This is a genomic window from Arthrobacter sp. Leaf234 (assembly GCF_001422665.1).
Classification (GTDB): domain Bacteria; phylum Actinomycetota; class Actinomycetes; order Actinomycetales; family Micrococcaceae; genus Arthrobacter_D.
Map to the genome: position 1 here is coordinate 57,499 of NZ_LMLU01000001.1, position 25,195 is coordinate 82,693.

Annotated in this window: 23 protein-coding genes, 3 tRNA genes and 1 pseudogene; 14 read left to right on the plus strand and 13 right to left on the minus strand. The window is 66.0% G+C overall.

Annotation, left to right across the window (positions count from 1 at the left end):
- The first annotated feature begins 89 nt into the window (after positions 1 to 89).
- A tRNA-Ser gene (locus tag ASF21_RS00225) sits at positions 90 to 177 on the plus strand.
- A 46-nt stretch (positions 178 to 223) separates the two neighbouring features.
- Here ASF21_RS00225 and ASF21_RS00230 read toward each other — a convergent pair.
- Positions 224 to 2,338 (minus strand): RecQ family ATP-dependent DNA helicase, encoded by a 2,115-nt coding sequence (locus ASF21_RS00230; RefSeq protein WP_055765205.1) that lies wholly within the window; start codon positions 2,336 to 2,338, stop codon positions 224 to 226.
- 67 nt (positions 2,339 to 2,405) lie between these two features.
- On the opposite strand from ASF21_RS00230, the gene ASF21_RS00235 reads away from it, so the two are divergent.
- Entirely contained in the window at positions 2,406 to 3,839 is a 1,434-nt protein-coding gene (locus tag ASF21_RS00235) for a phosphomannomutase/phosphoglucomutase (RefSeq protein WP_055765208.1), read from the plus strand.
- A gap of 81 nt (positions 3,840 to 3,920) precedes the next feature.
- Here the strand turns inward: ASF21_RS00235 and ASF21_RS00240 are convergent, their stop codons facing one another.
- Complete coding sequence (locus tag ASF21_RS00240; RefSeq protein ID WP_082471122.1) at positions 3,921 to 5,798, minus strand: phosphoenolpyruvate carboxykinase (GTP); 1,878 nt, start codon at positions 5,796 to 5,798, stop codon at positions 3,921 to 3,923.
- Positions 5,799 to 6,089: 291 nt separating this feature from the next.
- On the opposite strand from ASF21_RS00240, the gene ASF21_RS00245 reads away from it, so the two are divergent.
- Together ASF21_RS00245 and ASF21_RS00250 are read left to right on the plus strand one after the other, a co-directional pair.
- Positions 6,090 to 6,165, plus strand: a tRNA-Arg gene (locus ASF21_RS00245).
- A gap of 94 nt (positions 6,166 to 6,259) precedes the next feature.
- A complete protein-coding gene (locus ASF21_RS00250) occupies positions 6,260 to 7,678 on the plus strand; it encodes a dihydrolipoyl dehydrogenase family protein (protein WP_055765211.1) in 1,419 nt (472 codons plus the stop codon).
- A 9-nt stretch (positions 7,679 to 7,687) separates the two neighbouring features.
- Here the strand turns inward: ASF21_RS00250 and ASF21_RS00255 are convergent, their stop codons facing one another.
- The 4 genes from ASF21_RS00255 to upp form a co-directional block, all read right to left on the minus strand.
- Positions 7,688 to 8,224, minus strand: a complete 537-nt coding sequence (locus ASF21_RS00255; RefSeq protein WP_055765214.1) for a SixA phosphatase family protein — start codon at positions 8,222 to 8,224, stop codon at positions 7,688 to 7,690.
- Positions 8,225 to 8,261: 37 nt separating this feature from the next.
- Positions 8,262 to 9,068 (minus strand): winged helix-turn-helix domain-containing protein, encoded by an 807-nt coding sequence (locus tag ASF21_RS00260; protein WP_055765217.1) that lies wholly within the window; start codon positions 9,066 to 9,068, stop codon positions 8,262 to 8,264.
- A 460-nt stretch (positions 9,069 to 9,528) separates the two neighbouring features.
- The gene (locus ASF21_RS00265; RefSeq protein ID WP_055765220.1) at positions 9,529 to 10,866 is read right to left on the minus strand and encodes an APC family permease; all 1,338 of its coding nucleotides are present in this window, start codon (positions 10,864 to 10,866) and stop codon (positions 9,529 to 9,531) included.
- A 111-nt stretch (positions 10,867 to 10,977) separates the two neighbouring features.
- On the minus strand, positions 10,978 to 11,613 hold the full coding sequence (upp, locus tag ASF21_RS00270) for a uracil phosphoribosyltransferase (RefSeq protein WP_055765221.1): 636 nt from the start codon (positions 11,611 to 11,613) through the stop codon (positions 10,978 to 10,980).
- Positions 11,614 to 11,636: 23 nt separating this feature from the next.
- Between upp and tadA the strand changes: the two genes are divergently transcribed.
- The 3 genes from tadA to ASF21_RS00285 all read left to right on the plus strand — a co-directional run bounded on the left by tadA (position 11,637) and on the right by ASF21_RS00285 (position 12,808).
- The gene (gene tadA, locus ASF21_RS00275; RefSeq protein WP_055765224.1) at positions 11,637 to 12,134 is read left to right on the plus strand and encodes a tRNA adenosine(34) deaminase TadA; all 498 of its coding nucleotides are present in this window, start codon (positions 11,637 to 11,639) and stop codon (positions 12,132 to 12,134) included.
- A gap of 39 nt (positions 12,135 to 12,173) precedes the next feature.
- Complete coding sequence (locus ASF21_RS00280; RefSeq protein ID WP_055765227.1) at positions 12,174 to 12,662, plus strand: pyridoxamine 5'-phosphate oxidase family protein; 489 nt, start codon at positions 12,174 to 12,176, stop codon at positions 12,660 to 12,662.
- Positions 12,663 to 12,718: 56 nt separating this feature from the next.
- Positions 12,719 to 12,808 (plus strand) — tRNA-Ser (locus ASF21_RS00285).
- A 60-nt stretch (positions 12,809 to 12,868) separates the two neighbouring features.
- Here the strand turns inward: ASF21_RS00285 and ASF21_RS00290 are convergent.
- Positions 12,869 to 14,002, minus strand: a complete 1,134-nt coding sequence (locus ASF21_RS00290; RefSeq protein WP_055765230.1) for a tyrosine-type recombinase/integrase — start codon at positions 14,000 to 14,002, stop codon at positions 12,869 to 12,871.
- Positions 13,989 to 14,480, minus strand: a complete 492-nt coding sequence (locus ASF21_RS17080; protein ID WP_200914757.1) for a helix-turn-helix domain-containing protein — start codon at positions 14,478 to 14,480, stop codon at positions 13,989 to 13,991. The genes ASF21_RS00290 and ASF21_RS17080 overlap by 14 nt, the downstream gene beginning before the upstream one ends.
- Positions 14,481 to 14,618: 138 nt before the next feature.
- On the opposite strand from ASF21_RS17080, the gene ASF21_RS16205 reads away from it, so the two are divergent.
- Both ASF21_RS16205 and ASF21_RS17500 read left to right on the plus strand, forming a co-directional pair.
- Positions 14,619 to 14,810 (plus strand): helix-turn-helix transcriptional regulator, encoded by a 192-nt coding sequence (locus ASF21_RS16205; protein ID WP_235498682.1) that lies wholly within the window; start codon positions 14,619 to 14,621, stop codon positions 14,808 to 14,810.
- Between the two features lie 38 nt (positions 14,811 to 14,848).
- Positions 14,849 to 15,022, plus strand: a pseudogene (locus ASF21_RS17500) (helix-turn-helix domain-containing protein); the annotation flags it as partial.
- 771 nt (positions 15,023 to 15,793) lie between these two features.
- On the opposite strand, the gene ASF21_RS16210 reads toward ASF21_RS17500, so the two are convergent.
- Entirely contained in the window at positions 15,794 to 17,053 is a 1,260-nt protein-coding gene (locus ASF21_RS16210; protein WP_162237496.1) for an HNH endonuclease, read from the minus strand.
- A gap of 351 nt (positions 17,054 to 17,404) precedes the next feature.
- Between ASF21_RS16210 and ASF21_RS00300 the strand changes: the two genes are divergently transcribed.
- Positions 17,405 to 18,592, plus strand: coding sequence for a phage major capsid protein (locus tag ASF21_RS00300; protein ID WP_082471125.1), 1,188 nt, complete (start codon positions 17,405 to 17,407; stop codon positions 18,590 to 18,592).
- Positions 18,593 to 18,655: 63 nt separating this feature from the next.
- Here the strand turns inward: ASF21_RS00300 and ASF21_RS00305 are convergent, their stop codons facing one another.
- From ASF21_RS00305 to ASF21_RS00315, 4 genes are all read right to left on the minus strand, one after another.
- On the minus strand, positions 18,656 to 19,333 hold the full coding sequence (locus tag ASF21_RS00305; RefSeq protein ID WP_157365688.1) for a hypothetical protein: 678 nt from the start codon (positions 19,331 to 19,333) through the stop codon (positions 18,656 to 18,658).
- Between the two features lie 431 nt (positions 19,334 to 19,764).
- Entirely contained in the window at positions 19,765 to 20,295 is a 531-nt protein-coding gene (locus ASF21_RS00310) for a hypothetical protein (RefSeq protein ID WP_082471126.1), read from the minus strand.
- Positions 20,292 to 21,395 carry a helix-turn-helix domain-containing protein gene (locus ASF21_RS16215; RefSeq protein ID WP_162237497.1) on the minus strand — a complete coding sequence of 368 codons (1,104 nt, stop codon included), beginning with the start codon at positions 21,393 to 21,395 and terminating at the stop codon, positions 20,292 to 20,294. The genes ASF21_RS00310 and ASF21_RS16215 overlap by 4 nt, the downstream gene beginning before the upstream one ends.
- Positions 21,396 to 21,773: 378 nt before the next feature.
- A complete protein-coding gene (locus tag ASF21_RS00315; protein WP_055765247.1) occupies positions 21,774 to 22,349 on the minus strand; it encodes a dihydrofolate reductase family protein in 576 nt (191 codons plus the stop codon).
- A 353-nt stretch (positions 22,350 to 22,702) separates the two neighbouring features.
- On the opposite strand from ASF21_RS00315, the gene ASF21_RS00320 reads away from it, so the two are divergent.
- The 4 genes from ASF21_RS00320 (at position 22,703) to ASF21_RS00335 (ending at position 25,160) form a co-directional block, all read left to right on the plus strand.
- Positions 22,703 to 22,930 carry a hypothetical protein gene (locus ASF21_RS00320; protein ID WP_055765250.1) on the plus strand — a complete coding sequence of 76 codons (228 nt, stop codon included), beginning with the start codon at positions 22,703 to 22,705 and terminating at the stop codon, positions 22,928 to 22,930.
- Positions 22,931 to 22,949: 19 nt separating this feature from the next.
- Positions 22,950 to 23,498, plus strand: coding sequence for a hypothetical protein (locus tag ASF21_RS00325; protein WP_055765253.1), 549 nt, complete (start codon positions 22,950 to 22,952; stop codon positions 23,496 to 23,498).
- Between the two features lie 326 nt (positions 23,499 to 23,824).
- Entirely contained in the window at positions 23,825 to 24,349 is a 525-nt protein-coding gene (locus ASF21_RS00330) for a hypothetical protein (RefSeq protein ID WP_055765256.1), read from the plus strand.
- Positions 24,350 to 24,404: 55 nt separating this feature from the next.
- Positions 24,405 to 25,160 (plus strand): MerR family transcriptional regulator, encoded by a 756-nt coding sequence (locus ASF21_RS00335; protein WP_055765259.1) that lies wholly within the window; start codon positions 24,405 to 24,407, stop codon positions 25,158 to 25,160.
- Positions 25,161 to 25,195 lie beyond the last annotated feature (35 nt).

Consider the following 25,195-nt stretch of genomic DNA (forward strand, 5'->3'; position numbering starts at 1 on the left):
GCCCTCGAGGGCCGCAGCCGACGCCCGACCGGCGGTTTTGCTCTTGCCGACCCCTTCTGGGTAACCTTGGGAGGCTAGAGATAGCCGATGGAGACGTGCCAGAGCGGCCGAATGGGCTTCACTGCTAATGAAGTGTGGGCCTAAAGCCTACCGGGGGTTCAAATCCCCCCGTCTCCGCTGAAAAGCCCCCGTGTGAACGGGGGCTTTTTCGCTGTCCGGCTGTCTACGCCTTCAGGGCGAGGGCGAACGGCAGCACGCCGTCGGCGCCGGCCGCGCGAAGTGCCCGGCCGGCCTCGGTGATGGTCCAGCGGCTGTCGGCGAAGTCATCGACGAGCAGCACCGGGCCGGGATTCGCCGCGAACCACGCCGCACCCTCCTCGGGAACGGCGAAGTGGTCCCATACCTGGGCGAGGCGGAAGGCGCTGTTGCCACCCGGCTGTCCCTGCGGGAAACCGTGGGGCGTGGTCAGCTGCCCGAGGTAGGGGATGCGGCCCACCCCGGCGAGTGCCGTCGCCAGGGAGCCGATGAGCTGGGGACGCCGACGCGACGGGACGCTCACGACGGCGACGGGCCGCTCGGCCCAGCCCCACTGCGCCAGCACCCGCACGACGGCCTCGACGACGGCGGGATCCAGCGGTGCGTCCGGCGTGGAGTCCGCCATGAGTTCCCGCAGCCTGTTGCCCCAGCCGAGATCCGTCAGTCGCGCCAGGGCCCGCCCGGGGAGGCTCGTCTCCCCGGGCTTGAGCTTCCCCTTGAGCGGCACACCGAGCTTGTCCATGCCGCTCGGCCACTGCCCTCTGGGCTCCAGCTCGACGCCCACGCGGCTGAGGGCCTGGTTCGCGGAGTCCGACGCCTCATGGGCCACCTCGTCCGAGTACCAGGGCCCGGCGCAGTTGTCACAGCGACCGCAGGCCGTGGCCGCCGGATCGTCCAGCGACCTCGACAGGAACTCCATGCGGCACCCGCTGGTGTTCTCGTAGTCGAGCATGGCCCGCTGCTCCACGATGCGCGCCTCGCTGATGCGCCGGTACCGGTCGGCATCGTACGTCCACGGCGCGCCGGTGCTCTCCCATCCGCCCGTGACCTTGCGGACGGCGCCGTCGACGTCGAGCACCTTGAGCAGGAGTTCGAGGGGCGAGCGCTTCAGGTTCACGCGGGTCTCGAGCGCCGGCGTGGACAGGACGACGCCGGGCTCCAGCGCGTCGAGCACCCGGACGGCCGCGTCCTCGGACGGCATGGAAGCGGTGGCGAAGTACGCCCAGATGTCGCGGTCCTCGGCACCCGGCAGCAGGAGGACGTCGGCGTTGGGTGTCCCGCGGCCGGCGCGGCCCACCTGCTGGTAGTAGGCGACAGGCGACGATGGCGCGCCGAGGTGCACCACGAAGCCGAGATCCGGCTTGTCGAATCCCATGCCGAGCGCGCTCGTGGCGACGAGAGCCTTGACCTCGTTGTTCTTCAGTGCAGCCTCGGCCGCCTCCCGGTCGGTGGGGTCGGTGCGTCCGGTATAGGCCCGGACCGCGTGGCCGTTCTCCCGCAGGAGCCGGGCGGTGTCCTCGGCGGCGGACACGGTGAGCGCGTAGATGATGCCGCTGCCCGGCAGGTCGAACAGGTGGGTGAGGAGCCACGCGAGGCGCGAGCGCGGGCTCGGCAATCGGAGGACGCCGAGCCGGAGGGACTTCCGTGCGAGCTCGCCGCGCAGGGTGAAGACGTCGGTACCGCCGGCACCGAGCTGCTCCTCGACGTCCTCCACCACCCGGGAGTTGGCCGTGGCGGTGGTCGCGAGGACGGGGACGCCCTGCGGTAGTCCCATGATGAGGTCGCGGAGCCTGCGGTAGTCGGGGCGGAAGTCATGCCCCCAGTCGGAGATGCAGTGGGCCTCGTCGATCACGAGCAGACCCGTCCGCCGCATCAGTTCGGGGAGGTACAGCTCCCGGAACGACGGGTTGTTCAGGCGCTCGGGCGAGACCAGCAGGACATCCACCTCGTCCGCCTGGAGCTTCGCCGTGATGTCCTGCCACTCGGTCTGGTTCGCCGAGTTGATGGCGACGGCACGCACACCGGCGCGTGCTGCAGCGGCCACCTGGTCCCGCATCAGTGCGAGCAGGGGCGAGACGATGAGCGTCGGGCCGGCCCCCCGCGAGCGCAGCAGCAGGCTCGCCACGAAGTACACCGCGGACTTGCCCCATCCGGTCCGTTGCACCACGAGCGCGCGCCTGCCACTCTCGACGAGCGCCTCGATGGCCTCGAACTGTCCGTCGTGGAACCGTGCCTCGGGTGAGCCCACGAGGGTGTGCAGGATGGCGGTGGCTTGCTCGTTCAGGGTGGTGGTGGGCGACATGCCCCCAGTATCCCAGCCACCTCCCCCACTCGCCCCGGGCTCCTCCGCCCTGTGGGCAACGGACGTCATGACACCACCCGATACACTTCCAAGCGTGATCAAACTCCTCGACCTCTCTGCATCCTTCAAGGCCTATGACGTGCGCGGGATCGTCGGCGAGACCATCACCGTCGACTCCGTCCGGGCCGTCGGAGCAGCCTTCGTGGATTCCCTGGACCTCGCGGGCGAGACCATCCTGGTCGGAGGGGACATGCGCCCGTCGTCGCCCGAATTCTCGAAGGCCTTCTCCGAGGGAGCCACCCGCCGCGGCGCGAACGTCCTCTTCCTCGACCTCATCTCCACCGACGAGCTCTACTACGCGAGCGGAACGCTCGACGCCGCCGGCGTGACCTTCACGGCCAGCCACAACCCGGCCGAGTACAACGGCATGAAGATGACGCGCCCCGGCGCGGTCCCGGTGTCTTCCGAGACCGGCCTCGCCGACGTGCAGGAGCGCGCGGAGCGCTACCTCGCCGATGGCAGCATCCCGGCGGTGGAGGTCCAGGGCGAAACCAGCGTCCGTGACGTCCTCGAGGAGTACTCGCGCTTCCTGCGCGGCCAGGTGGACCTCTCGTCGTCGCGCCCGCTCAAGATCGTGGTCGACGCCGGCAACGGCATGGCCGGCCTGACCACTCCCGCGGTGCTCGGCGACCGCCTGCTGCCGGCCCTGCCCTTCGAGATCGTGCCCCTGTACTTCGAGCTCGACGGTTCGTTCCCCAACCACCCCGCCAACCCGCTGGAGCCGGAGAACCTGCGTGACCTTCAGGCCGCCGTCGTGGAGCACGGCGCCGACATCGGGATCGCGTTCGACGGCGACGCCGACCGCTGCTTCATCATCGACGAGCAGGGCCAACCGGTCTCGCCGAGCGCCATCACCGCGATGGTCGCCCGCCGCGAGATCGCCCGCGCGCAGGCGGCCGGCGAGGCCGAGCCGGTGATCATCCACAACCTCATCACCTCCCGCGCGGTCCCGGAACTGATCAGGAACGACGGCGGCCGCCCCGTCCGCACCCGTGTGGGCCACTCGTTCATCAAGGCGGTCATGGCGAAGGAGGGCGCGGTGTTCGGAGGCGAGCACTCGGCGCACTACTACTTCCGCGACTTCTGGAACGCGGACACGGGCATGCTGGCGGCCATGCACGTCCTGGCCGCGCTCGGCGAGCAGGACGGCCCGCTGTCGGAGCTCGGCCGCGAGTACGAGCCCTACTTCTCCTCCGGCGAGGTCAACTCGAAGGTCGCCGACGTCCAGGCGTCCATCGGGCGCGCCCGCACCGAGTTCGAGCAGGACGGCGTGGTGGTGGACGACCTCGACGGCCTCACCTTCACGCCCGACCACGGGGACTGGTGGTTCAACCTCCGGCCCTCGAACACCGAACCGTATCTCCGCCTGAACGCCGAGGCCGTCGACCCGCAGACCCTCGAGGACCTGGTGCAGCGCGTCGTCGCCGTGATCCGCGACTAGCGGAGCCGCCACCGGCACCACCGGCACCACCGACGACGAGAGGCCCCCTCCATCGGAAGGGGCCTTTCGTGCGAGCAACCGTCAGGCGTTGCTGAAACGCTGCTTGAGCTCGTCGAGCTGACCCCTGAGCTCGGCGGGCAGGGACTCCCCGAAGCGGTCGTACCACTGCCCGATCCCCTCGAGTTCCTCGGCCCATTCGACGGCGTCCACGTGCACGGCCGCCTCGACCTCGGCAGGCGTCATGTCGAGCCCGCTCACGTCCAGGGCCTCACCCGTGGGGACGTACCCGATGGGCGTCTCGACGGCGTCCGCCGTGCCCTCGAGCCGCTCGACGACCCACTTGAGGACGCGGGAGTTGTCGCCGAAGCCCGGCCAGGCGAAACCGCCGGACGCCGTCCGGCGGAACCAGTTCACGAGGAAGATCTTCGGCAGGCGGGCCTGGTCCGCGCCGGCGCTGAGGGTGAGCCAGTGGCGCAGGTAGTCGCCGGCGTCGTACCCGATGAAGGGAAGCATCGCCATCGGGTCACGCCGCACGCGCCCGATCTCGCCGGCGGCCGCGGCCGTCGTCTCGGACGAGAGCGTGGAGCCCATGAAGATCCCGTTGGCCCAGCTGCGGGACTGGGTGACGAGGGGGACGGTCGTCTTCCGGCGTCCGCCGAAGAGGATCGCGGAGAGCTCGACGCCGTCGGGCCTGTTGAACTCCTCGGCGAGCATGTCGATCTGGTCGATCGGCGTGCAGAACCGGGCGTTCGGGTGCGCGGCGGGATGGTCCATCCCGGCGCTCCAGTCACGGCCCTGCCAGTCGGTGAGGTGCGCGGGCACCTCCTCCGTCATGCCCTCCCACCAGACACCGCCGTCGTCGGTGAGGGCCACGTTGGTGAACACCGAGTTGCCCTTGGCGATGGCACGCATCGCGTTCGGGTTCGTGTGCCAGCCCGTGCCGGGTGCGACGCCGAAGAGACCGGCCTCGGGATTGACCGCCCGCAGCTCGCCCTCCTTGCCGAAGCGCATCCAGGTGATGTCGTCGCCGAGGGTCTCGACCTTCCAGCCGTCGATCGTGGGATCGAGCAGGGCGAGGTTGGTCTTGCCGCAGGCCGACGGGAAGGCAGCCGAGAGGTAGTAGGTCTTGTCCTGCGGCGAGGTGAGCTTGAGGATCAGCATGTGCTCGGCGAGCCAGCCCTCGTCCCGCGCCATGACGGATGCTATCCGCAGGGCGTAGCACTTCTTGCCGAGCAGGGCGTTGCCGCCGTATCCGGAGCCGTAGGACCAGATGGAGCGTTCCTCGGGGAAGTGCACGATCCACTTCTCCTCGTTGCACGGCCACGGCACGTCGGCCTGGCCGGGTTCGAGCGGGGCGCCGAGCGAGTGCAGCGCGGGCACGAAGGGCGCGTCCAGCTCCGTCATGCGGTCCAGGACGGCGCTCCCGATGGTGGCCATGATGCGCATCGAGGTGACCACATAGGCGCTGTCGGTGATCTCGACCCCGAACTTCGGGTCCTCGGCGTCGAGGTGTCCCATGACGAACGGGATGACGTACATGGTGCGCCCGCGCATCGACCCGGTGAACAGGCCTTTGAGCTTGGCCTTCATCTCACCGGGATCCATCCAGTTGTTCGTGAATCCGGCTTCCCGCTCGTCCGTGGAGCAGATGAAGGTCTGCTCCTCCACGCGCGCAACATCCTTCGGGTCCGAGAACGCTGCGAAGGAGTTGGGAAAGGTCTCGGGGTTCAGCCGGACGAAGGTCCCTGCGTCGACGAGCTCGTCGGTCAGCCGCGTGTTCTCCGCCTCGGAGCCGTCGACCCAGACCACGTCGGCGGGCTGCGTGAGCTCGCGGACCTCCTCGACCCAGGCGAGGAGGCCCGGGTGCGTGGTCGGTGCTGCTCCTGGCGAGGACGCGCGCCGGGCGCCGTCCTCGGTGGTCGTGGTGCCGGGTGCGGACTGCCGTACGGGATCGCCCATGGATCTTCCCTTCGTCGGGTGCTCGATGTGTACCGATGCTAGGGGCGCCGTGTTTCCGTTCCGGGGCGGATGCGCGAAACATCGGGAGTACGCTGGGCTCGATCCGCGCAGCAGCAGTGATGTCGAGCGCTTACGTTCCAATCTTCTGTGATGAAGGTCACGTAGACCGGTATAGTCAAAGGTGAACGAGCGGGCTGATTAGGCGTCACGCACGATCCACGCTAAAGTTGTCTACGGCCAAACGGCCCGCTTGTAGGACGGATTCGCAGTGCGGATCGACGACTTACGGATGCGTGCGTAGCTCAACGGATAGAGCATCTGACTACGGATCAGAAGGTTGGGGGTTCGAATCCCTTCGCGCGCACCACGGTTCTGACGGACCACATGAAGAAGGCCCCGACTCAGGTCGGGGCCTTCTTCATGTGGTTGCCCACCTGCCGGGTCGGTGGAAGGCTCTGCCTATGAGCGAATCGAAGACCACGGATGTCATCATCATCGGCGCCGGCGCAGTGGGCGAGAACGTCGCGGGGCGGGTGGTGCAGAAGGGCCTGACCGCCGTGCTGGTCGAGTCCGATCTCGTGGGCGGCGAATGCTCCTACTGGGCCTGCATGCCCTCCAAGGCCCTCCTCCGCCCGGGTACGGTCCTGAGCGCAGCCCGCGCCGTCGCCGGTGCGCGCGAGGCCGTCACCGGCACCATCGACCCGCAGCAGGTCCTCGCCCGCCGCACGTCCTTCACCTCCCACTGGGACGACGCGTCGCAGGAGGAGTGGGTCGCCTCCGCCGGGATCACGCTCGAGCGTGGCTGGGCCACCGTCACCGGCGAACGCGAGGTGAGCATCAGCCACAAGGACGGGTCGGAGAGCCGGTACCGCGCCACGCACGCCGTCGTGCTGGCCACAGGATCGACGCCGACCATCCCTCCCATCGACGGGCTCGCGGATCTCGACTACTGGACCACGCGTGAGGCGACGTCGGCCGAGACGGTCCCGGCGAGCCTCGCGGTCCTCGGCGGCGGTGTCGCGGGGGTCGAACTGGCCCAGGCCTATGCCCGTCTCGGGGCCGAGGTGACCGTGATCGCCCGGAGCGGCATCCTCGGTGGCTATCCCGCAGAGGCGTCCGGGCTCGTGCTCGCAGCCCTCCGCGGCGAGGGCATCACCGTTCTCACCGACACCGCGACGAATGCCGTGCGGACGGTGGACGGGATGTTCGTGCTGGACGTCGGCGACGGCGACACCGTCACCGCCGAGCGCCTTCTCGTCTCCACCGGACGCCACCCCCACACCACCGGGCTGGGGCTCGAGGAACTCGGACTCGACCCGAAGAAGATCCGTGGCGACGCCACGGGCCTGGTGCCCGACGCCGGGGGCTGGTTCTACGCCGTCGGCGACGCCGGCGGGAGGGTGCAGCTGACGCACCAGGGCAAGTACGAGGCACGGATGACCGGGGATGCGATCGCGGCCCGGGCCGCGGGCGCGCTCGGCGCGACCGCCGAGGACTGGAGCCCCTACGCCGCGACTGCGGACGACGTCGCCGTCCCCCAGGTGGTCTTCACCGATCCCGAGATCGCGATGGTCGGCCGCACGCTCGAGCAGGCCCGCAAGGACGGGGTCAACGCGTCGGAGACCTCGCTGCCGATCGCCGTCGCCGGCTCCTCGCTGCACGGCGACGACTACACCGGCTGGGCGCAGATCGTGGTCGACGAGGACCGCAAGGTCCTGGTCGGGGTGACCTTCGCCGGCCCGGAGGTCTCGGAGCTGTTGCACTCGGCGACGATCGCCGTCGTGGGTGAAGTGCCCCTGCACCGCCTGTGGCACGCCGTCCCCGCCTACCCGACCGTGAGCGAGGTCTGGCTCCGGCTGCTCGAGAAGTACGGGATGTAGCGGCCGGGGCTACCGGAGGCTGGAGGCCCGCCGGACCACGAAGTCCGTCACGTCGGCGTCGCGCCCGTCGAGCTCGGCCCACTCGCCGTCGTACGTCAGCACGGTGAGGCCCGCCGTCGGGTAGTCCGTGGCCAGGTCCATCACGGCACGCTCGTCCGACTTCACGGAGGCCAGGCGCATGGCGAGTTCCTGGACGCCCGGGTTGTGGGCGATCACGAGCAGGCTGGTGACGGTCGGCGGCACGTGGTTGATGAGCGCGAGCATCTCGGACGGGCGGGCCGCGTACAGCTCGTCCTCGAGCTTCGGTGTCGGAGCCTTGTCCCCCAGCTCCTTGCAGATCCAGGTGCAGGTCTGCCGTGTCCGCAGCGCGGAGGAGACGAGGATGGAGTCCGGGACGGAATCGTGCTCGACCATCCACCGGCCGATCAGTGGCGCATCAGCGTGGCCGCGAGAGCTCAGGGAACGCTCGTGGTCGGACACGCCCTCCTGGAACTCGGCCTTCGCATGGCGCAGGAGCATGAGCTTCTTCAGGTGGTGGGAGGCCATCCCCGCAGTCTATGGCTTCCCGTGGCCCTGCAGCAGGCTAGATCGAGTACTCCGGAGCGGCCCAGACGACCACCTCGGGGTGGTCGTAGAAGCGGTAGCCCTGGCCCCGGACGGTGCGGACCGTGTTGGCGAGCCGCCCGAGCTTCGAGCGGAGGCGGCGGATGTGCACGTCGATGGTGCGTTCGTTGGGCACCTCGTCCGCATTACGCCACAGGCCGCTGAGGAGCTCCTCGCGCCCCACGGTCCGGGTGGCGTTCTCGACGAGGTAGTTGAGGAGCTCGAACTCCTTGAAGGTGAGGTTCAGCGTCTCGCCGTCGAGGTGGACCTCACGGCGCGAGAGGTCGATGAGCACGCCGGTGGGCCGGGCGGGCTGCGGCTGGGACTGGGGCGCCGTCACCTCGGCCCGCTGTCGCCGGGCTACCGTGGGATCGCCGAGCGCCGCACGCACGACGTCGATGTCCGAGCCCGGAGCATCGGCGGGCGCCAGCGCCACGGCCGCGTGGCTCTCCGCCGTCGGGACCAGGGAGCGGACGTAGGCCCGGACGTCCTGCGCGAGCTTCGAGAACGTGGTCCCGGCCTCCGCCGCAGTGGCCTCGTCGAGCGCGACGTACAGCACGAAGCCGCGAGCGGTCGTGTCGCCCGTGACCGCCTGGGGGCCGGGGACGCCGTTGGGTGCGACGACGGGGATGGGGGCGCTCATCGGCTGCGTGTCGGCGCCGGGCACCGCCTGGAGCCGGTGCTGGCCTACGGCGTGCGGCTGGAAGGCCGGGGCGAACTGCTGCCGGAGCTGCCGACCCTGCGGCGAGCGGAGGGAGATGTGGACGTAGCCTGGGTTCACTGACATGGAAGCAACCTCGTGAAGTGTGCCGTCATCGCGGCTCGAATGCGGGATGTGCCCGGTCGGGATGAAGAATGATGCCCGCCGTTGGGCTTGAAGTGCGTGGATCGGGTGTGATCGTTACGCGTGCATTCGATAACAGCGGAGTGCCGCCCGGGACATGGCGTCCGGGGAGGGAACTACGGCTGCTGATGCGTGTGAGGTGGTGGTCACGTGACGAATTATTGCACGTAACAATCGCCTACGCGCAAGTAACAATGCCCCGGAGTCCAGCATGCGGTCAACCGGCCTTGTGGACGGGCAGCAAGGCCATCTCGGGTACGGGGCTCCGTGGCCCGATTTCGTCCGCCGGCAGGAGCCGAACCGCTCCCTTTGTCCACTCGCGGACGCCTGAGCGGCGTATTTGGGGGTCATCGCAGGACCCCGTCAGGTCGGGCAGGACCTCATGGAGGGCCCTCCCGTTCCGTCAGGCGGACATCCGCTCCTCGCGCTTCCGCCCTGCCCGCGCCAGCAGGAACAGGACCGAGCCCACGACGACGTAGGCCAGCGCCCCCAGCCACACGACGCCGGTCTGCTGCGCCAGGAGCACGACGCTCGCGATGATGGCGAGCATCGGCATGATGCGCGGGACCGAGAAGTGGGGATGGTCCACCGTGTCCTTCTTGAGGACCAGGACGCTCACATTGGCCGACAGGAACACCAGGAGCAGGAGGAGCACGGTGGTCTCCGCCAGGGTCGAGACGTTGCCGATGAGCGTCAGGACGATCGTCAGCCCGGCGACGACGACGATCGACACCCACGGGGTGCGGCGCTTCGGCAGGCAGCGCCCGAACGCCCGCGGCAGCAGGCCCGCCTCCGCCAGGCCGTAGCCGACCCGGCTCGCCATCACCATGAACAGCAGGGCTCCGTTCGCGATCGCCACCAGCGCGATGATGCCGAAGAGCCACGGCGGGACGGCCACGCCGCTGGCCGTCACGACGTCGAGCAGTGGGGCGGTGGACACCGCCAGCTCGGCCGGGGGCAGCACGATCACCGCGCCGACCGCGATCAGCAGATAGACGACGGCTGCCGTGCCGATGGCTCCGAACAGGGCGCGGGGGTAGGCCCTCGAGGGGTTCTTCACTTCCTCCGCCATGTTCGCAGCCGCCTCGAAGCCCAGGAAGGAGAAGAAGGCGATGACCGACGCCGCGAAGGCGCCCTGCAGCGCCGGTACCTCGGGGGCAAACTCGAGGAGCCTCGACGGTTCTCCGTTGCCGCTCCCGAACACCACGGCGGCGAGGACGATCACGAGGACGAGACCAGTCACCTCGATGACCGAGGCGATGAGATTCGCTGTGAGGGATTCCTTGACACCGCGGAGGTTGATCAGCGTGAGCAGGACGATGAACACCACCGCCGCCGGGGCCGCCGGTACATCGATGAGCGCGGCCAGGTAGTCGCCGGCGAAGGCGTTGGCCAGCGCGGCAGCCGTGGTGATACCGGAGGCCATCATGAGGAAGCCGACCAGGAAGGACAGGTAGGGGATGTTGAAGGCACGCTCGGCGTATCGCGCCGCGCCGCCGGCGTGCGGGTACTTGGTGATGAGCTCGGCGTACGTCCCGGCGGTCAGCAGGGCCACCACCAGCGCGATGAGCAGCGGAAGCCAGATGACCCCGCCCACGTCGGCTGCCATGCTGCCGACCAGCGTGTAGATCCCTGCGCCGAGGGTGTCCCCGACGATGAAGGCGAAGAGCAGCGGCGCACCGATGGCCCGCTTGAGCGCGCCCTCCGTGCTGGGCTCGGACGTGCTGGTCCCGTTCGTCATCGCCCCATTGGACCGGCTCGCGGCGACGGGCGCAACCCTTCGACGTGGACCGTTCCGCAGGAGTACTGTCCACCGCTGCGCGGTGCTCTGTGCAGCGGTGCGTCGTGGCGGCTAGCCGACGACGCCGTACAGGCGGTCGCCGGCGTCGCCCAGGCCGGGGACGATGTACGACTTCTCGTTGAGCTTCTCGTCGATGGACGCGAGCACGATGGTGACGTTGCGGCCTTCGAGCTCCTCCTGCAGCGTCGCGAGCCCCTCGGGGGCAGCGAGCAGGCAGATGCACGTGATGTCCGCGGCGCCGCGGGCGAACAGGAACTTGATCGCCTCACGGAGTGTGCCGCCCGTGGCCAGCATCGGGTCGAGGACGAAGACCTGACGGCCCGTCAGGTCGTCGGGAAGGCGTTCGGCGTAGGTGATGGCTTCGAGGGTCTCCTCGTTGCGGGCCATGCCCAGGAACCCGACCTCGGCGGTCGGGACGAGGCGCGTCATACCCTCGAGCATCCCGAGTCCGGCGCGGAGGATCGGGACCACCAGCGGCGTGGGCTTCACCAGGCCGGTTCCCTCGGTCTTCGTGACGGGGGTCTCGATGTGCACCGTCTCGACACGGACGTCACGCGTGGCCTCGTAGGCCAGGAGGGTGACGAGCTCCTCGGTGAGGAGGCGGAACACCGGCGACGACGTCTCCTTGTCCCGGAGGACCGTGAGTTTGTGGGCTACCAGGGGGTGGTCGACTACCAGTACGCGCATGGGTCAAAAGTACCATTGGAGCCATGCCCCCCTCCCTCGCGCCCGCCGACGCCCGGCACCGGTCCTGGATGGGATCGGCGCTCGAGGCGGCCGAGCGCACGCGGGGCGGCGGGGACGTCCCGATCGGCGCCGTCGTCGTCGGACCCGACGGCTCCGTGCTCGGCACGGGCTGGAACCAGCGCGAGGAGCTCGGGGACCCGACGGCGCACGCCGAGGTGCAGGCCATCCGCGCCGCCGCTGCTGCGACGGGTGCCTGGCGGCTCGAGGGCTGCACCCTCGTGGTGACGCTGGAGCCGTGCGCCATGTGCGCCGGCGCGTCCGTCCTGGCGCGCATCCCCCGCGTGGTGTTCGGCGCCTGGGACGGGAAGGCCGGAGCATCGGGATCGGTGTTCGACGTGCTCCGCGAGCCCCGGCTCAACCACTGGACCGAGGTGTTCCCGGGCGTCCGCGAGGAGGAGTGCGCGCACTTGCTGAGGGAGTTCTTCGTCACTCGACGGACCGGTCCCGCGAATACTGCGTAGGCTGAGGAAATCCGCAGTATCCCTCTCGAAGGAGCAGACGTGGCAGATCAGCAGGACGGTTTGAAGGAAGTACAGGACATCCTCGGCAAGGCCGACATCGCGATCCTCACCACGGTGAACCTCGACGGCCAGCTCGTGAGCCGGCCGCTGGCTCTCCAGGCGAAGGACTTCGACGGCGACCTCTGGTTCTTCACGGAGGACCCTTCCCCCAAGGCGGAGGAGATCCGCGCCAACCCGCAGGTGAACGTCTCGGCGAGCACGGGCAAGGGCTATGTCTCTATCGCCGGCACGGCGACGCTCACCAAGGACCAGGCGAAGATCGATGAACTCTGGGGGCCGTCGGTCTCCGCGTGGTTCGAGGACGGCCGTGACGATCCCTCCGTCGCCCTCATCCACGTCGACGCCCACACCGCCGAGTACTGGTCGATGGACGCACCCCGTGTGGTCTCGGCCGTCAAGATGGTCAAGGGACTCGTGACGGGAAGCAAGCCGAGCTCAGGTAAGAACGACGTCGTCGAGCTCCCCTAGCCCCCACCGATCCCGTTTTGGGACTCGGGCGCTGCACCCGGTAAAGTAGCGGCGTTGGTGACGTGTCCGAGCGGCCGAAGGTGCAACACTCGAAATGTTGTTTGGTGTAAAAGCCAACGTGGGTTCAAATCCCACCGTCACCGCCACTGAGAAGGCCCCTGCTTCCCCGTATTTATGAGGAGGGAGGGGCCTTCTTCGCTGTCCCGTCAGGGGCGTGCCCACATCCTGCCCACACTCGCCGCTGATACGGCATGATCTAGAGCGTCCGAAATACCGTCCAGGTCCTCATCGAAAAGGTCCGCGTAGACGTCCAGCGTCATGGCGGCAGAGCTGTGACCGAGCATCCGCTGCACTGCCTTGACGTTCGCGCCAGCCGAGACGGAAAAGCTGGCAGCGGTGTGCCTCAGATCGTGCGGCGTGATCCGCGGTACGCCTGAGCGCTTCACGGCACCGGCGAACCAGCTCATGTTGTCCTCGTGCACCCGGGCCAGCCGGAGGTACTTGCCGTCCTCGCCCGGAAAAACTAGATCTTCTCGTTCCTTGCCCTCACATTGCTTCGCGATGTCAGCCAGCAAAAACTTTGGGAACGGCACCGACCTCTTCTTATGGCTCTTCGGGGTGCCGACCTCGATGACGGAACCAACCTGGACCGCGTTTTCCTCAACCAGCAGGCGTCTGCGCAGCATATCGAGGTGCTTGACGCGAAGCGCCGTTGCCTCGCCCCACCGGAGCCCGCAATAGGCCAGGAGAAGGATCAGTGTCGGGTACTTGCTCGTAGCCGCCAGCTCGTGAACCTGCTCGTGGCTGAGGTAAACGTGAGCTTTGCGCACTTTCCGCGGCAAGCTGACGCCACGCGCAGGATTGCTGAGAGTCCGCCTGTCGCTCACGGCATCGTCAAGAATGGCAGCCAGGATGCCATAGGCGCGGATGACAAGAGTCGCACTTTTCGGTTTACGCGCCGGGACCGCTGTTATGTCACCTTTCGTGAGATCCGAGACCCATTGCTGCACCGCGGTCTTTCGTATGTCAGCTACAGCGATGTTGCCCCACACAGGTCTCACGTGGGTCCTCCACGCCGATTCCACCGGGCGCAGCGAGGAGGGCTTGAGATGTGTCTGGCGTGCCAGCCACGCGTCTCCCAGTGGGCCGATCAGAGCCCGTGCCTCTGTTGCATCGATGAACTCGCCCCGGAGCTTGGAAACCTCAACGGTGGCGGCGAAAGCCTCGGCATCACGCTTGGTCCGAAAGCCTCGCTTGTCAGTCTGCTTCCGATCGGGCCTCCGATAGCGCACCCGATATCGGCGGCCACCGACGGTCTCGTAGGCCTCAATGGTCGCCATCGCTCTGCGCTTTCGGGTTCCACGGCATTTTCAGCCCACTCATGGTGAATTGACTCCGCTCAACCTTCCCCTCTGCTTTCGACGTAGAGCTCTTGACCTTGAACCAGGAAGGAAGGGAATCGGCTTGAAAACGGAGCACTGTGACTTCACCCAGAGGCTTCTCCCCAACAGCCCACTTCCAAAGTTGAGCATTGCTAACACGATTACCCGCAAGATCGCCCTCCTCCGACTGGCGACCGTGCGGAAGCAGCAGTGAAAGTGGTGACACGTTCAGCACTAAGGCCAGAGCCATGAGGTCATCAACGTCCACCCTGCGGTCTCCAGCCTCGATGCGCCGTAACCCCAAGGGCGGAATGGGCCGCCCCACATCAGCGAGCCGCCGAGAGAGCTCAGCGTAGGTCATCTCCCCGCGGGCCCGTTTCACGTTGCCCATCACTTCCCTGCCAGTCGCACCTAGTGCGTGTTCTTTGCCTGCCATACGCCCAGACTAGGGATCAAAAATAGAGGTGTCAAGATCAAGCTTGCGCATGCTCGTTCAATGGTGGTTACATGACATTACGAGATCAAATTTGACCTTAAAGCGATCAAAAATGGAGGAATAGTGGAGAACGATCTGATGACGCCGTCCGAGTTGGCAGCACGACTGGGCAAGTCTCGACCGGCACTTGCCCAGTGGAGGTACCTAGGAGTCGGGCCACAGTTCATCAAGCTTGGACGAAACATCCGCTACCGACGGCGAGATGTCGAGACTTGGCTGGATCGGCAGACAATCAGCCGCACTGGCGAGCAAGTCGGGAGCGCCCAATGAAACGGAGAGGGTTTTCCCCCTTGACCTGGCTGGCCGAGATGCTCCGGACTCCCGAGTTGCACGGACAGGATAAGGCGCGGCTCGTCGGTGCGGCGATGCTCAGGTACGCCCGCGCGGACGGAAGCAACGCCCACCCGGGACGCGTTCGGCTCGCGGCGGACCTAAACGTGAGTACGAACACGATAGACAGGGCACTCCAGCGGTTGGTTGCCGCCGGATGGATGGTTCGAGTCCAATCTGGATCCACCAGCTCTATACGCAACTGGGCTGACGTCTATGAACTGAGAATGCCGCCGACAACGGTTTCCGCTCGGCCCGTCCCTGATGAGCCCCTGCCTGCGTATGTAAAACATGGACGTCCTTCCCACTCATTCCAGCCCTCTGATCCTTGGGATCAGTCACCAAATCCCTTGGACCAGTTCCCAAATGGTGCTGACCACTCACCACTGCTTTGGGCACCCAACTGCTTTTCTCCATCTGCCTTTTCACATCTTTCCGATTCGGGGGAATCGGGACCGCCTGGCGGCGGCCACGAGATCGCACCCCTAGGCGGCACGGAGCTCGACGTAGACGACATAGATCAGATCTCTGCCCAGGTGAACTACTTCGAGGGGTACGAGGAAGGGACGGCGCAGGGAATGCTGCTGAGCGGCAGTCACCCGAAGGCCGTACTGAATATGATTCGCGCGCAGAGAGAAGGACGAAGGTGATGGAGCTAGAAGACGGAGTCCGAGACACACTGGCGCTCGTGCTGCCGTGCCAGCGCGACAGAGACCGCGCTATCGCAATCGCGGTGAAACTGACGGAGGACGAGCTTGTGTCCGCGGGGCCCACGGGCACGGAACCATCTATCGTCGTGCCTGTGAGGCGGGACAGGTACGGCCGGCTGGACTGGTCATCCGTCGTGCCAGTGAACCCCGAGTCCGCTGCCGACTGGGATGCTCGGGTTTGGAGGGAGCGTCCCTGAGGAGCACGTCCGACCGTCAGGTATTCAGTGCGTGACCCTGCCACGTGCGCCATGCCTGTTCAAGAGCATTTTTATGAGGTCGTGCGGGTAGGTGATGCAACGTTTGCACAGTAATTCCAAGCTGCGAAGCGCCCGGCCCCTTCCGACTCACCTCAATAGCGAGAGTCTGCGGATTGATTCCCCAGTAGCCGCGGTCGAGGGCGAGATGATGGTTGGCGCAGATTGCTAGACCGTTACGGGCGTCGTCGGACCCTTTGTTCTTTTTGGGCACCAGGTGTGCGGCTTGTACTAGTCCAGGAACAGCTGTGGGGCAGACCGCACAGCGTTCTTTGTATCGTGCGAGGACTGCGAAGGCGAAGCGTTTCTGGTTCGGGCGTGTTGCACGAAGTGCTTGTGCTGCTCCATTTAGTGAGTCGTCTGTGGTTGAGAAGGGGTCCTCTACTGCAGAGTTGGGCAGGAGCTCGTCATTGGTGAAGGTGACGAGGAGCGCCTTTAGGTCGTCGCTAAAGTCTTCGATGTAACCCCGGTAAACGGTCTTGGTCCCGCGCTCGGCCGTTGTATTGACGAACACGGGCATGCCGAAAGTGAAGGCAGCCCTGGCGGCTTCAATTTCGGACCTGTCTCGGGGTTTGTCTTTCGTTTGCGGGAAGTGGTAGACGACGCCGGTTTCGGTGAGCTCGTCGTCGTAGCTCGTCCCGGTATGTAGGAAGGTCAATGCGATACCGGCTGGGGAGACCACGCTGACGGTTCGCGTCTTGTCTGCGTAGATGCCTCGTTGGCCGCTGTGGAAACCTAGCTCATTCACTAGTTGCGGTCGGACTTCGGTCGGGCCGCCCTTGGCCCGCAGTTCTTCCCACATCCTGGCGCGCCGCGCTCGTTCCAGGCCTAGGGCATCGTCTTCTGTTGACGTTATGCCCAGGCCGGTAGGCGTGAGAGACCAGTGCTGATGGGGCGACGGATGAGCGAGACCTTCGCGGACCATCCGGCTGTACTGGGTAGTGGTTCGTTTATGCCAGCGAGGCTCGTTGTTGGCCGCGCTGGGGAACGGCTCATGATCTTTTGGCGTCCAATCGAATCCCCGGTAGATACGGTTGAGCGCGGCGGTCGCGGTGAGAGTCCCGCTGGGTTCTCCGCTAAGAACGAAGAGTATACGGCGGCGTAGCTCGGGGTGCTGGGTAAGGTCGGGGGCCATATACGCATAATGCCCTGCTGAATAGACAATTTCTGGGAACTCGCGATCCGGCGGGCGCTGGGCGCGAAATTTTTGTCGTTTCAAGTTAAACTTTTCACAACGCCAACCTCCGGGCGCGGAGTGGTCAAGGAATGAGGCGCTTAGCGGCGTAAGTTCTGAGGGCCCTTTGCCCGTCCGGAGTGGGGCGTCAGGGACACGAGTTACGGGCACGCTGGCATGATCAGCCGAAGTGAGACCGTGGCCGGCCGTCCCGCCGCTGCAACTGTTCCGCCGACGTGCCACGCCGGCCCGGTCCTGAGGCCCTCTAGCGGGGGTAAGGGACCCGGCCTTGCTGTGACGCCGTCCGTGTCGAAAACGTGCTCCGGTTCCTCCACCCACTCCTGCGCTGACCCCTGCCATGTGGGGGGCGCTTTCCTGCCCCTGGAGGGCTGAAAAATGAGCAATACACGCAAAGAATCCATCCGGACCGCTGCAGCTGCTGCTGCGAAGCGCGCCACAGATATTGCAGCGAAGGCCGAAGCCGATAACCGCGATATGAACGCCGACGAGCTGGCGGACTACGGCCACGCGATGACGGAAGCGAAGGACGGTCTGGCACGGCTCCGGCAGCTCGACAAGGACGACGACGTAACCGAGCAAATGCGGAAGCTGAGTAATGACCTTTTCGGACCGGGCGACGGCGGGTCCCACAGCGGCGCGAAGCGCCTGGCGCTGACCGGTGCCGGCCGGAAGGAATCCGCCCGGGCCATCGCCGGGAAAATGATGACCGGCGACGGGTTCGGTAGGAAAGCCCTCACGGACTCCGGCTCAATCGTGACCCCGGTTCCCATCCAGGGCGACGTTGCGAGCATGGGTCGGGTGCCGGCCTCGCTGCTGGAAGTCCTCCCGGTCCTCCAGCACGAGTCGCCCACCTTCAAGTTCCTGCGCCAGACACGGCGGGAGAATAACGCGGCGATTGTCGCGCCGGGCGCGGTGAAGCCGACCAGCCTCTATACCGTCGAGGGCGCGCCCGGCGAGCTCCGGGTCTTCGCTCACCTGTCGGACCCCGTGGACAAGTACCTGCTGCAGGACGTCGCGAGCCTGGAACGGTTCATAGCTGACGAGATGCTTGCCGGCCTCAACGCCGCGGTGGAGGCCGAAGTCCTCAACGGCGACGGCACGGCCGGGCACCTGCGCGGCATCCTCGCGACCTCCGGTATCCAACTGCAGGCCGCGGCCGCCGATGACGTGACGACGGTCCGCGCCGGCATTACGAAGCTCGAAGCGGCCGGGCATGACGCGTCCGTGATCGTGCTGTCTCCTGCAGGATGGGCGGACATCGAAACGGCGCGCAATACCTCCGGCGCGTTCGACCTCGCCGGCCCCGTGGACCGGGCCGCGCGGAAGCTGTGGGGTGTGCAGGTGGTTCTCTCCACGACGGTGCCGGCTAATACTGGGCTGGTCTTTGATGCCTCGGCCCTGGCCGTGGACACGGATCTCGCTGGCATCGAAACGAAGTGGAGCGACGCTGGCGAGCTCTTCGACCGGAACCAAGTGAAGGCCCGCGTGGAGGGCCGATTCAGCGTTTCCGTTTTCCAGCCCTCCGGCGTCGTGGAATTCACGCTGCCAATGCTTACGCCGTAGGTGCGAATACGGTGAGCGAGAAGTTGCCAATGTAGGACGCGGAGCAAAGCATGAGGCGTGGCGCTAGTGGGACGCCGGACTCCAGCGGCCCCGCCTCCACGTCGCCCGCCCCAGTTTGACGACTGATCGGTCGGCTTTTTGGTTCAGGTGAACGGTCGGTGCATTCTTCGGCAGCGGTGGGAGCACCCGCCCCTTATCCCTCGCGAAGTCCTCTGCTCGTGCGAAGAGCTCGTACCGTTCCTGGTCCGCATAATTCTCTTCTCGCTCATCGTTGACTGTTTTCCATGCGTCTGCATAAGCAGCGTAGTGAGGTAGGGCACCAGGATCACTCCTGACGGAACTGACGTGCTGCTGCAACTTCCTGTCCACCCACGAGGTGATTTCGCGTACGCGGCGTTCATAGGGTCTCCAAGGCTGTATGTACGCCGCGAACATGCCGTCGGTATCTAGGAAGTCGAAGGCTTCTCTTAAATCCTTCTCGAGGCGTGCATCGTGCAACCAACTGAGCTGGACCTCGCACTGCTCTATGAGGTCAAGCACCTGTCTGTTCACATCCGCCTTTAGGCGCTGAGGGTGCCAGCCCTCGTCATCGTAGATCTGACCAACTGTCGCCCCCCGCAACTTTTGATTGAGAACGACGATTTCGCGCGCTGCACTGTGCGAAAGACTGGTCATCTGACGTTCCGTTACTGCATCGCGGTCGACTATCCAAAACCAAAAGGCAGCTACTACCGCAACCATTCCTCCTAGAGCGGTGCCAACTGCCGAGCTCCAGAAAGTCTCTTGAGTGTCGGACTCCACAGCGAAGTAAATCCCATATGCGAACAGCGCGCCGGTGATGACTACGAGGCAAACGAGTGTGAGGAGGTGACGTGATCCCGCTGGTTTAGTTCTGCGCACGAGCACAGACGTTACACCTGAGGCTTGGCAGCTCCTCGGTCGTAGCGGGCGCTATGCAGCGGTACGGCAAGTCCGGTCGCGTGATTCTCGTTCTTCGCCCCATGGGGAAGGGGGGTTCGAATCAACGAGTCATCATCTGCCGGCCCCGAGTGCCGGTAGGGGTTCCTCCCCCTCCGATGCGTCGAGGGGGTCGCGCGCACGCGCGCGAGCCGGCATTTGCTGCCCGTGCTCACGGACGCTTGGCAGATGCGAGTTCGCGCCTTTAGAATCCGCTACTGCAACTCACGATAGTGGGTAGGCATGCGACGAGGATGCCTACCCAAATCGCACATCTGCTCCAAGAGCTGAAAGGCCTCTTGCGCCGTCGTGTCGCCCATCGCGACTAATGTCTCAAAGGTGGACCGCGTATCCCAGGTCATTATTCCTAGTTGCTGGGCGAAATCGAAGGCGTCGTAGTCGTCCGTAATCCAAATGGCATCTTGATACGCCGCGTCGTTGTGTATCAGATAGCAGGTCTCAGCCTCACCGAGATGTTGTGTGGGCTTCAGAGCGCTGCCGGACAGGCGCGCCTGGCGTATCCGGTCCACCTGTTCAGCATCATCGATCTCGATTGGCTCCCCTAACAGGGAGTGATCCATCAGCGCAGATAAGCTGGGCCAGACGTTTGACGACTGCCGGGCTTCGGCATAGACGGCCTGCGTCCACCGTCCGCGCTCCGACAGCACCGCCTTCAGAAGATCAATCCTGTCGACACAGGCATAGTTGCAGAGCACGGTGTTATCCGGAAACAGAAGGGCCGTCACTTCTGAATCGCAACCGGCCGTAGTAGGTCGATCACATCATGACTCGACATTTCCAAGAGGGCTGCCAATGGCCGAGCTGACGTCGCTCCGTTGTAAAAGTGCTCTAGGTGCTCATTCAGCAGGCGGGGCGGAATACGACTTGCCTCAGACCGCGCGCGTTCGCTACTGATGAGCTGGGGTCGGCCAGCTGTAAGGGCGCAGCTTTCCGCGGTTACGCTCTGCCACTTCGAGACGGAACTGCTAGTAAGCAGACCGAGATTGACCAGCCGCCAAGCCATTGACGTAGGTGACACCCGGAAGTGGTTTACTAGCGCAGCGAAGTGCGCCGGGTCACCTAGATTCTGAGCCATTTTGCGTACTTCGTCAGCAGGCATGAGGAAAGAAGCCGCGAACGAGTTGGCTCGCTTTTCTGACATCTGGCTGCTGTGAGGAGGAACCGCCTCCGCTATGAGCGTTTGAGCGTCTCCCGCCAGGATGTGACCAAGTTCGTGCGCCAAGGAGAACCGCTGCCGAGCCCAATTGCTCGTGCGGTCCAATACAATCAGCCGGTCCAACTCCGTCTGCCAGGCACAACCATCAAGACCACCAGGGAGACTCACAATAGCCACGTCTACTGAGAAGACTTCTTCCAGTAGTGCTGGGAGGTCTAGACTCGCTGTCGAATCCATACCGCGATCGCGCACCATCGATAATGCATCAGTAGCAAGCCGGTCGGCTTGATCGATATACATGGTAGTTGCGGCCAAATTCGGCAGAGGTGCTATTGCCCTTGGTGGATCGGCAAGCATTTGCAACTGCTCGCTCGCGGTGCTGAATCTGCTTACAAGGTCAGAAATCTGGTCGTGAGAGGGCGCAGCAGCGAGGGCGGTCCGGGCAGCGATGGCCGGAGTTGCCTTGTGCTGGCCAGTCAAGAGCCATTCAACCGTCGTTCCGGCTGATTGAGCTGCTAGCGCGAGCTCTGTAGTGGTGAATTTTCGAGTACCGCTGAGCGATTTACTGAGGCGGTCGGGGGAAGTGGCGATGAGTTCGGCGAAGTCGGTCTGGTTGAGACCGCTCGTCTGCATGATTTGCCGAACACGCTCTACGAGTGTGTCGTCCATGAGTACAAGTCTAGCGCGGTCCATTGCGATTTTCGCAACTGTACGGCCCCTGATCCGAGCAGGTTCCGCCCAAGCGAGAGAGGACAGACGACCGCGCGTGTCAGCCACCGGCGCATGCGTACCTTTCGTCGACCACCGTGCACACATACTGCCCACATCCTGCCCACATCAACACTGAGTTGGAGTGGTTGTCTGTGACGTATTGCCGCGACGTACCGTGGATTTCGAGCTAGCTCACAGGGTGGAAGAGGTTTCAAATCCCACCGTCACCGCCACCTGAGAAGGCCCCGGTTCCCCTGCAGGCAGGGGAACCGGGGCCTTCTTGCTGCGCGGAACGGGACGAAGCAGCGCTGGACGCCCAGCGGGCACGCGCTCGCGTCAGTGGACGACGTCGTAGACGGCCTTCACCACGCCATTGGGGTAGGCCTCGGACTCGCGCAGATGCAGGTGCTGCCGGTTCCTGTCCACCGTACTGAAGAGTCCCTTGCCTGCACCCAGCAGGACGGGGAACACCAGGAGGTTGTACCGGTCGATGAGATCGGCCTCGGCCAGAGCCCGCGCGAGCTCGGCGCTCCCGTGCGCGAAGATCGCACCTCCGTCGCCCTGCTTGAGTGCGGCGACGTCCTCGACGGAGCGCAGGATCTCCGTCGGGCCCCACCCATCGACAAGCGCGTGCTCCTCCAGACCGGTCGAGACCACGTACTTGGGGAGGTCCTTGTACACCGCGTGGTCCTCGGAGCCGGCCCAGACCGGGGCGAACGCCTCATAGCTCCGGCGCCCGAACATGAGCGCCGTCGTCTCCTCCAACTCCTCACCCTTGAGGGCGAAGGCCTCGGGCAGGAACTCGGTACTGAGCACCCATCCGCCACCGCGGTGCCCCTCTTCGACACCGCCCGGTGAATCGACGACTCCGTCCAGCGACATGAATCCCGTCCATACCAGTTCCCGTGACATCGGATACCTCCATTGCGTTGTTCGATCGTCTACCCGTCCACGGTAGACGCGGCAGGCAGCAGGAACTCATCGGGTGCCCGGGTGAGTGGCTCCACCTCCACGGCAGGCTCGTCGGAACAATCGACGGTTGTGGGTACGGGGGAACCAGTGGCGACCATCACATGATTCGGGAGTTCTTCCCATTCGTCGGGCTCCTGATGTGCCGTTCGACTCCTGATGATTGACGGTGCGGGGCTCGTCGTGACGTCGTCCGATTCGGTCGGGGAATTCATGACGGCGGTCGGTCCGATCCGGGTCTCGCAGCGCACCGCCCTGACGAGCTGACGGAACGACGACTCGGTAGAGTCAGGAGCATGACCAGGGGGACGAACGGACAACCGCAGTCATCACCGCGATCGCGGACGCGCAGTTCCCTGCGCGACGCGCTGATCTACGGCTTGGCCGGCGCCATGCTCGCTCTGGCCTTCGTGATGACGGTGCCCACCGTTGGCACCTGGTCCACGATCCTGGGTACGTGCGTCATCGGGCTCATGGCCGTCGTATGCGTTGCGAAGGCGATCATCGCGCTGCGCCAGGACTGACGGGAGGCCTCCGGCAGGTATGACGGCGGATCGTGACCAGCAGATCCCGTCTGCGATCATCGGCCTCACCATCGGTCTCACCCTGTCGGTGGGTGGCTGGTTCGCGATCGGCCCCGACCATCCCGTGTTCGCTGTGACGGTACAGGGCGGCTTCCTTCTCATGGCACTGCTCACGGGCCCAGCCCTGGTCGACGTCGGCCGGACCCGCTACCGGGTGCGGGCCTACGAACCACGGCTCTACGCCTGGTTGGGTGCCGACCTGGTGCGGCGGGTCCTGGATGCGGTGGGGTGGAACCGGATGATCGGTCGGATGCGCACGGCGGAGAGTGGAGCGTCGATGCTCACCCGTTACCTCCGGGGAACTGAGCAGTCGGAGACCGCCCACCTCCTGGGTGCTGCTGCGACGGTGGTGGTGGCCGCTGTCGCTGCAGCGACGGGGCACCCCCAAGGGGTTCTCCACCTCCTGCTGGTGGGGTTCGTCCTGCACGGGTACCCGGTCATGATCCAACGTACTGTCCGCTTCAGGATCACCAGCCGCCGGACTGGCAGGTCCGCGGACGCGTCCTGACGAATCGTCGGCGTGAGCCATGGAGGACCCCGTGGCATGACGTGGAAGGTCACCCGGGCGATGCCCCCGACGCCGTCGCCCGCGCTCCTCACCCCGGCCCGGGCACACCGGAACGGGCGCGCTGGAACGGCCGGCTCGAGCCGACGTGCGGACCGTGACCGACCGCACCATCCGGGCGCCTTGACCTTGTTCCGGGCACAGCCTCTTCACTGGTGAGCACCTGGAACAATCCAGCCCGGCACGACGCTCGTGACGCCACGAAGAGAACGTGGTGGGTGCGGCGGAGGAACCAGCGTCCGCTGCCGGAAGGGACGAAGGAGAACACCGTGGACAACCCGTGCGAAGCCATCAGGGAATGGGTGCAGCAGCTGCCCGAACTGGTCCAGCCGCTCGGCGTCGGCGTCGCCGGCATGGTCCCCTATATCGAGGGTGAGGGTGCGGCCGGCATCGGCATCATCCTTGGGATCAATCCGGTGGTGGCGGCGCTCGCCGCGATGATCGGCAACTTCCTGAGCGTGCTCGCCGTCGTGACCATCAGTGCGCGTGTCCGCGAGAGAGTCGTGGCCGGTCGCGGGAACGACGGCGCTCCGACGGATCCTGCATCCCGCGCCCCGTCGGAGCGGCGCGCCAAGGGTCAGCGCCGGCTGCAGGGCTGGCTCTCCCGATTCGGTGTGCCGGGCGCGAGTCTCCTCGCCCCGCTGGCGCTCCCCACGCAGCTCACCGCCGCATTCTTCGCAGCATCCGGGGTCCGGACGGAGCGGGTCCTGTTCTGGCAGGCGATCGCCATCCTCCTGTGGACCGGCGTCATCGCGGCCCTCGCGACCGGGTTCGTGGGGTTCCTCGGCTGGTGACGGCGATACTTGACGGACGGGCGGGCGTGGCGCGATCGCGGAAGGACGGACGAGCATGGCGTGGAGTACGCGGGAGATCGCCGAACTGGCGGGGACGACGGTCAACACGGTCCGTCACTACCACCAGGTCGGGCTTCTCGAGCAGCCGGACAGGATGTCCAACGGCTACAAGCAGTATGAGGTCCGGCACCTCGTCCGTCTCCTGAAGATCCGCCGGCTGCGGGACCTGGACGTGCCGCTCGACCAGATCGACGAGGTGACCCTCGACGGACATTCCTCCTCCGAGGCACTGAGGGCCATCGACGCGGACCTTGCCACGAGCATCGAGAGGCTGCAGCGCGCCAGGGCGGAGATCCAGGCGATCCTGCAGGGCTCATCGGTGACCGGCGTCCCGGCGGGTCTCGAGGACGTGGCACGCTGGTTGTCCGAGCCGGACCAGTCGCTGATGCTGATCTACGCCCAGCTGTACGACCACGAGGCGATGCAGGACCTGCGGACCATGATCCGGGAGGATCCGGAGTCGCCGGGCAGGGAGTTCGACGCGTTGGCGCCTGACGCCGACGAGCCAGCCCGTGCAGAACTCGCGGAGCGCTACGCGCCGACCATCGCGAAGGCCCTCCGGGACTACCCATGGCTCACGGAGCCAGGGAAGCACCTGTCCAAGAGCGTGGAGGTCACCCGGAACACGGTCGTCGAATCGCTGGCGGCCCTCTACAACCCGGCGCAGCTCGACGTCCTGGCGCGGGCAAGCGCCCTCGCCGGCGTCGCTCTCGCGGAGGAGCAGGTCACCGCCGGGAAGCAGACGCCCTGACATCGGTGACGGAAGCGTCCGCGAGCGGCACACCC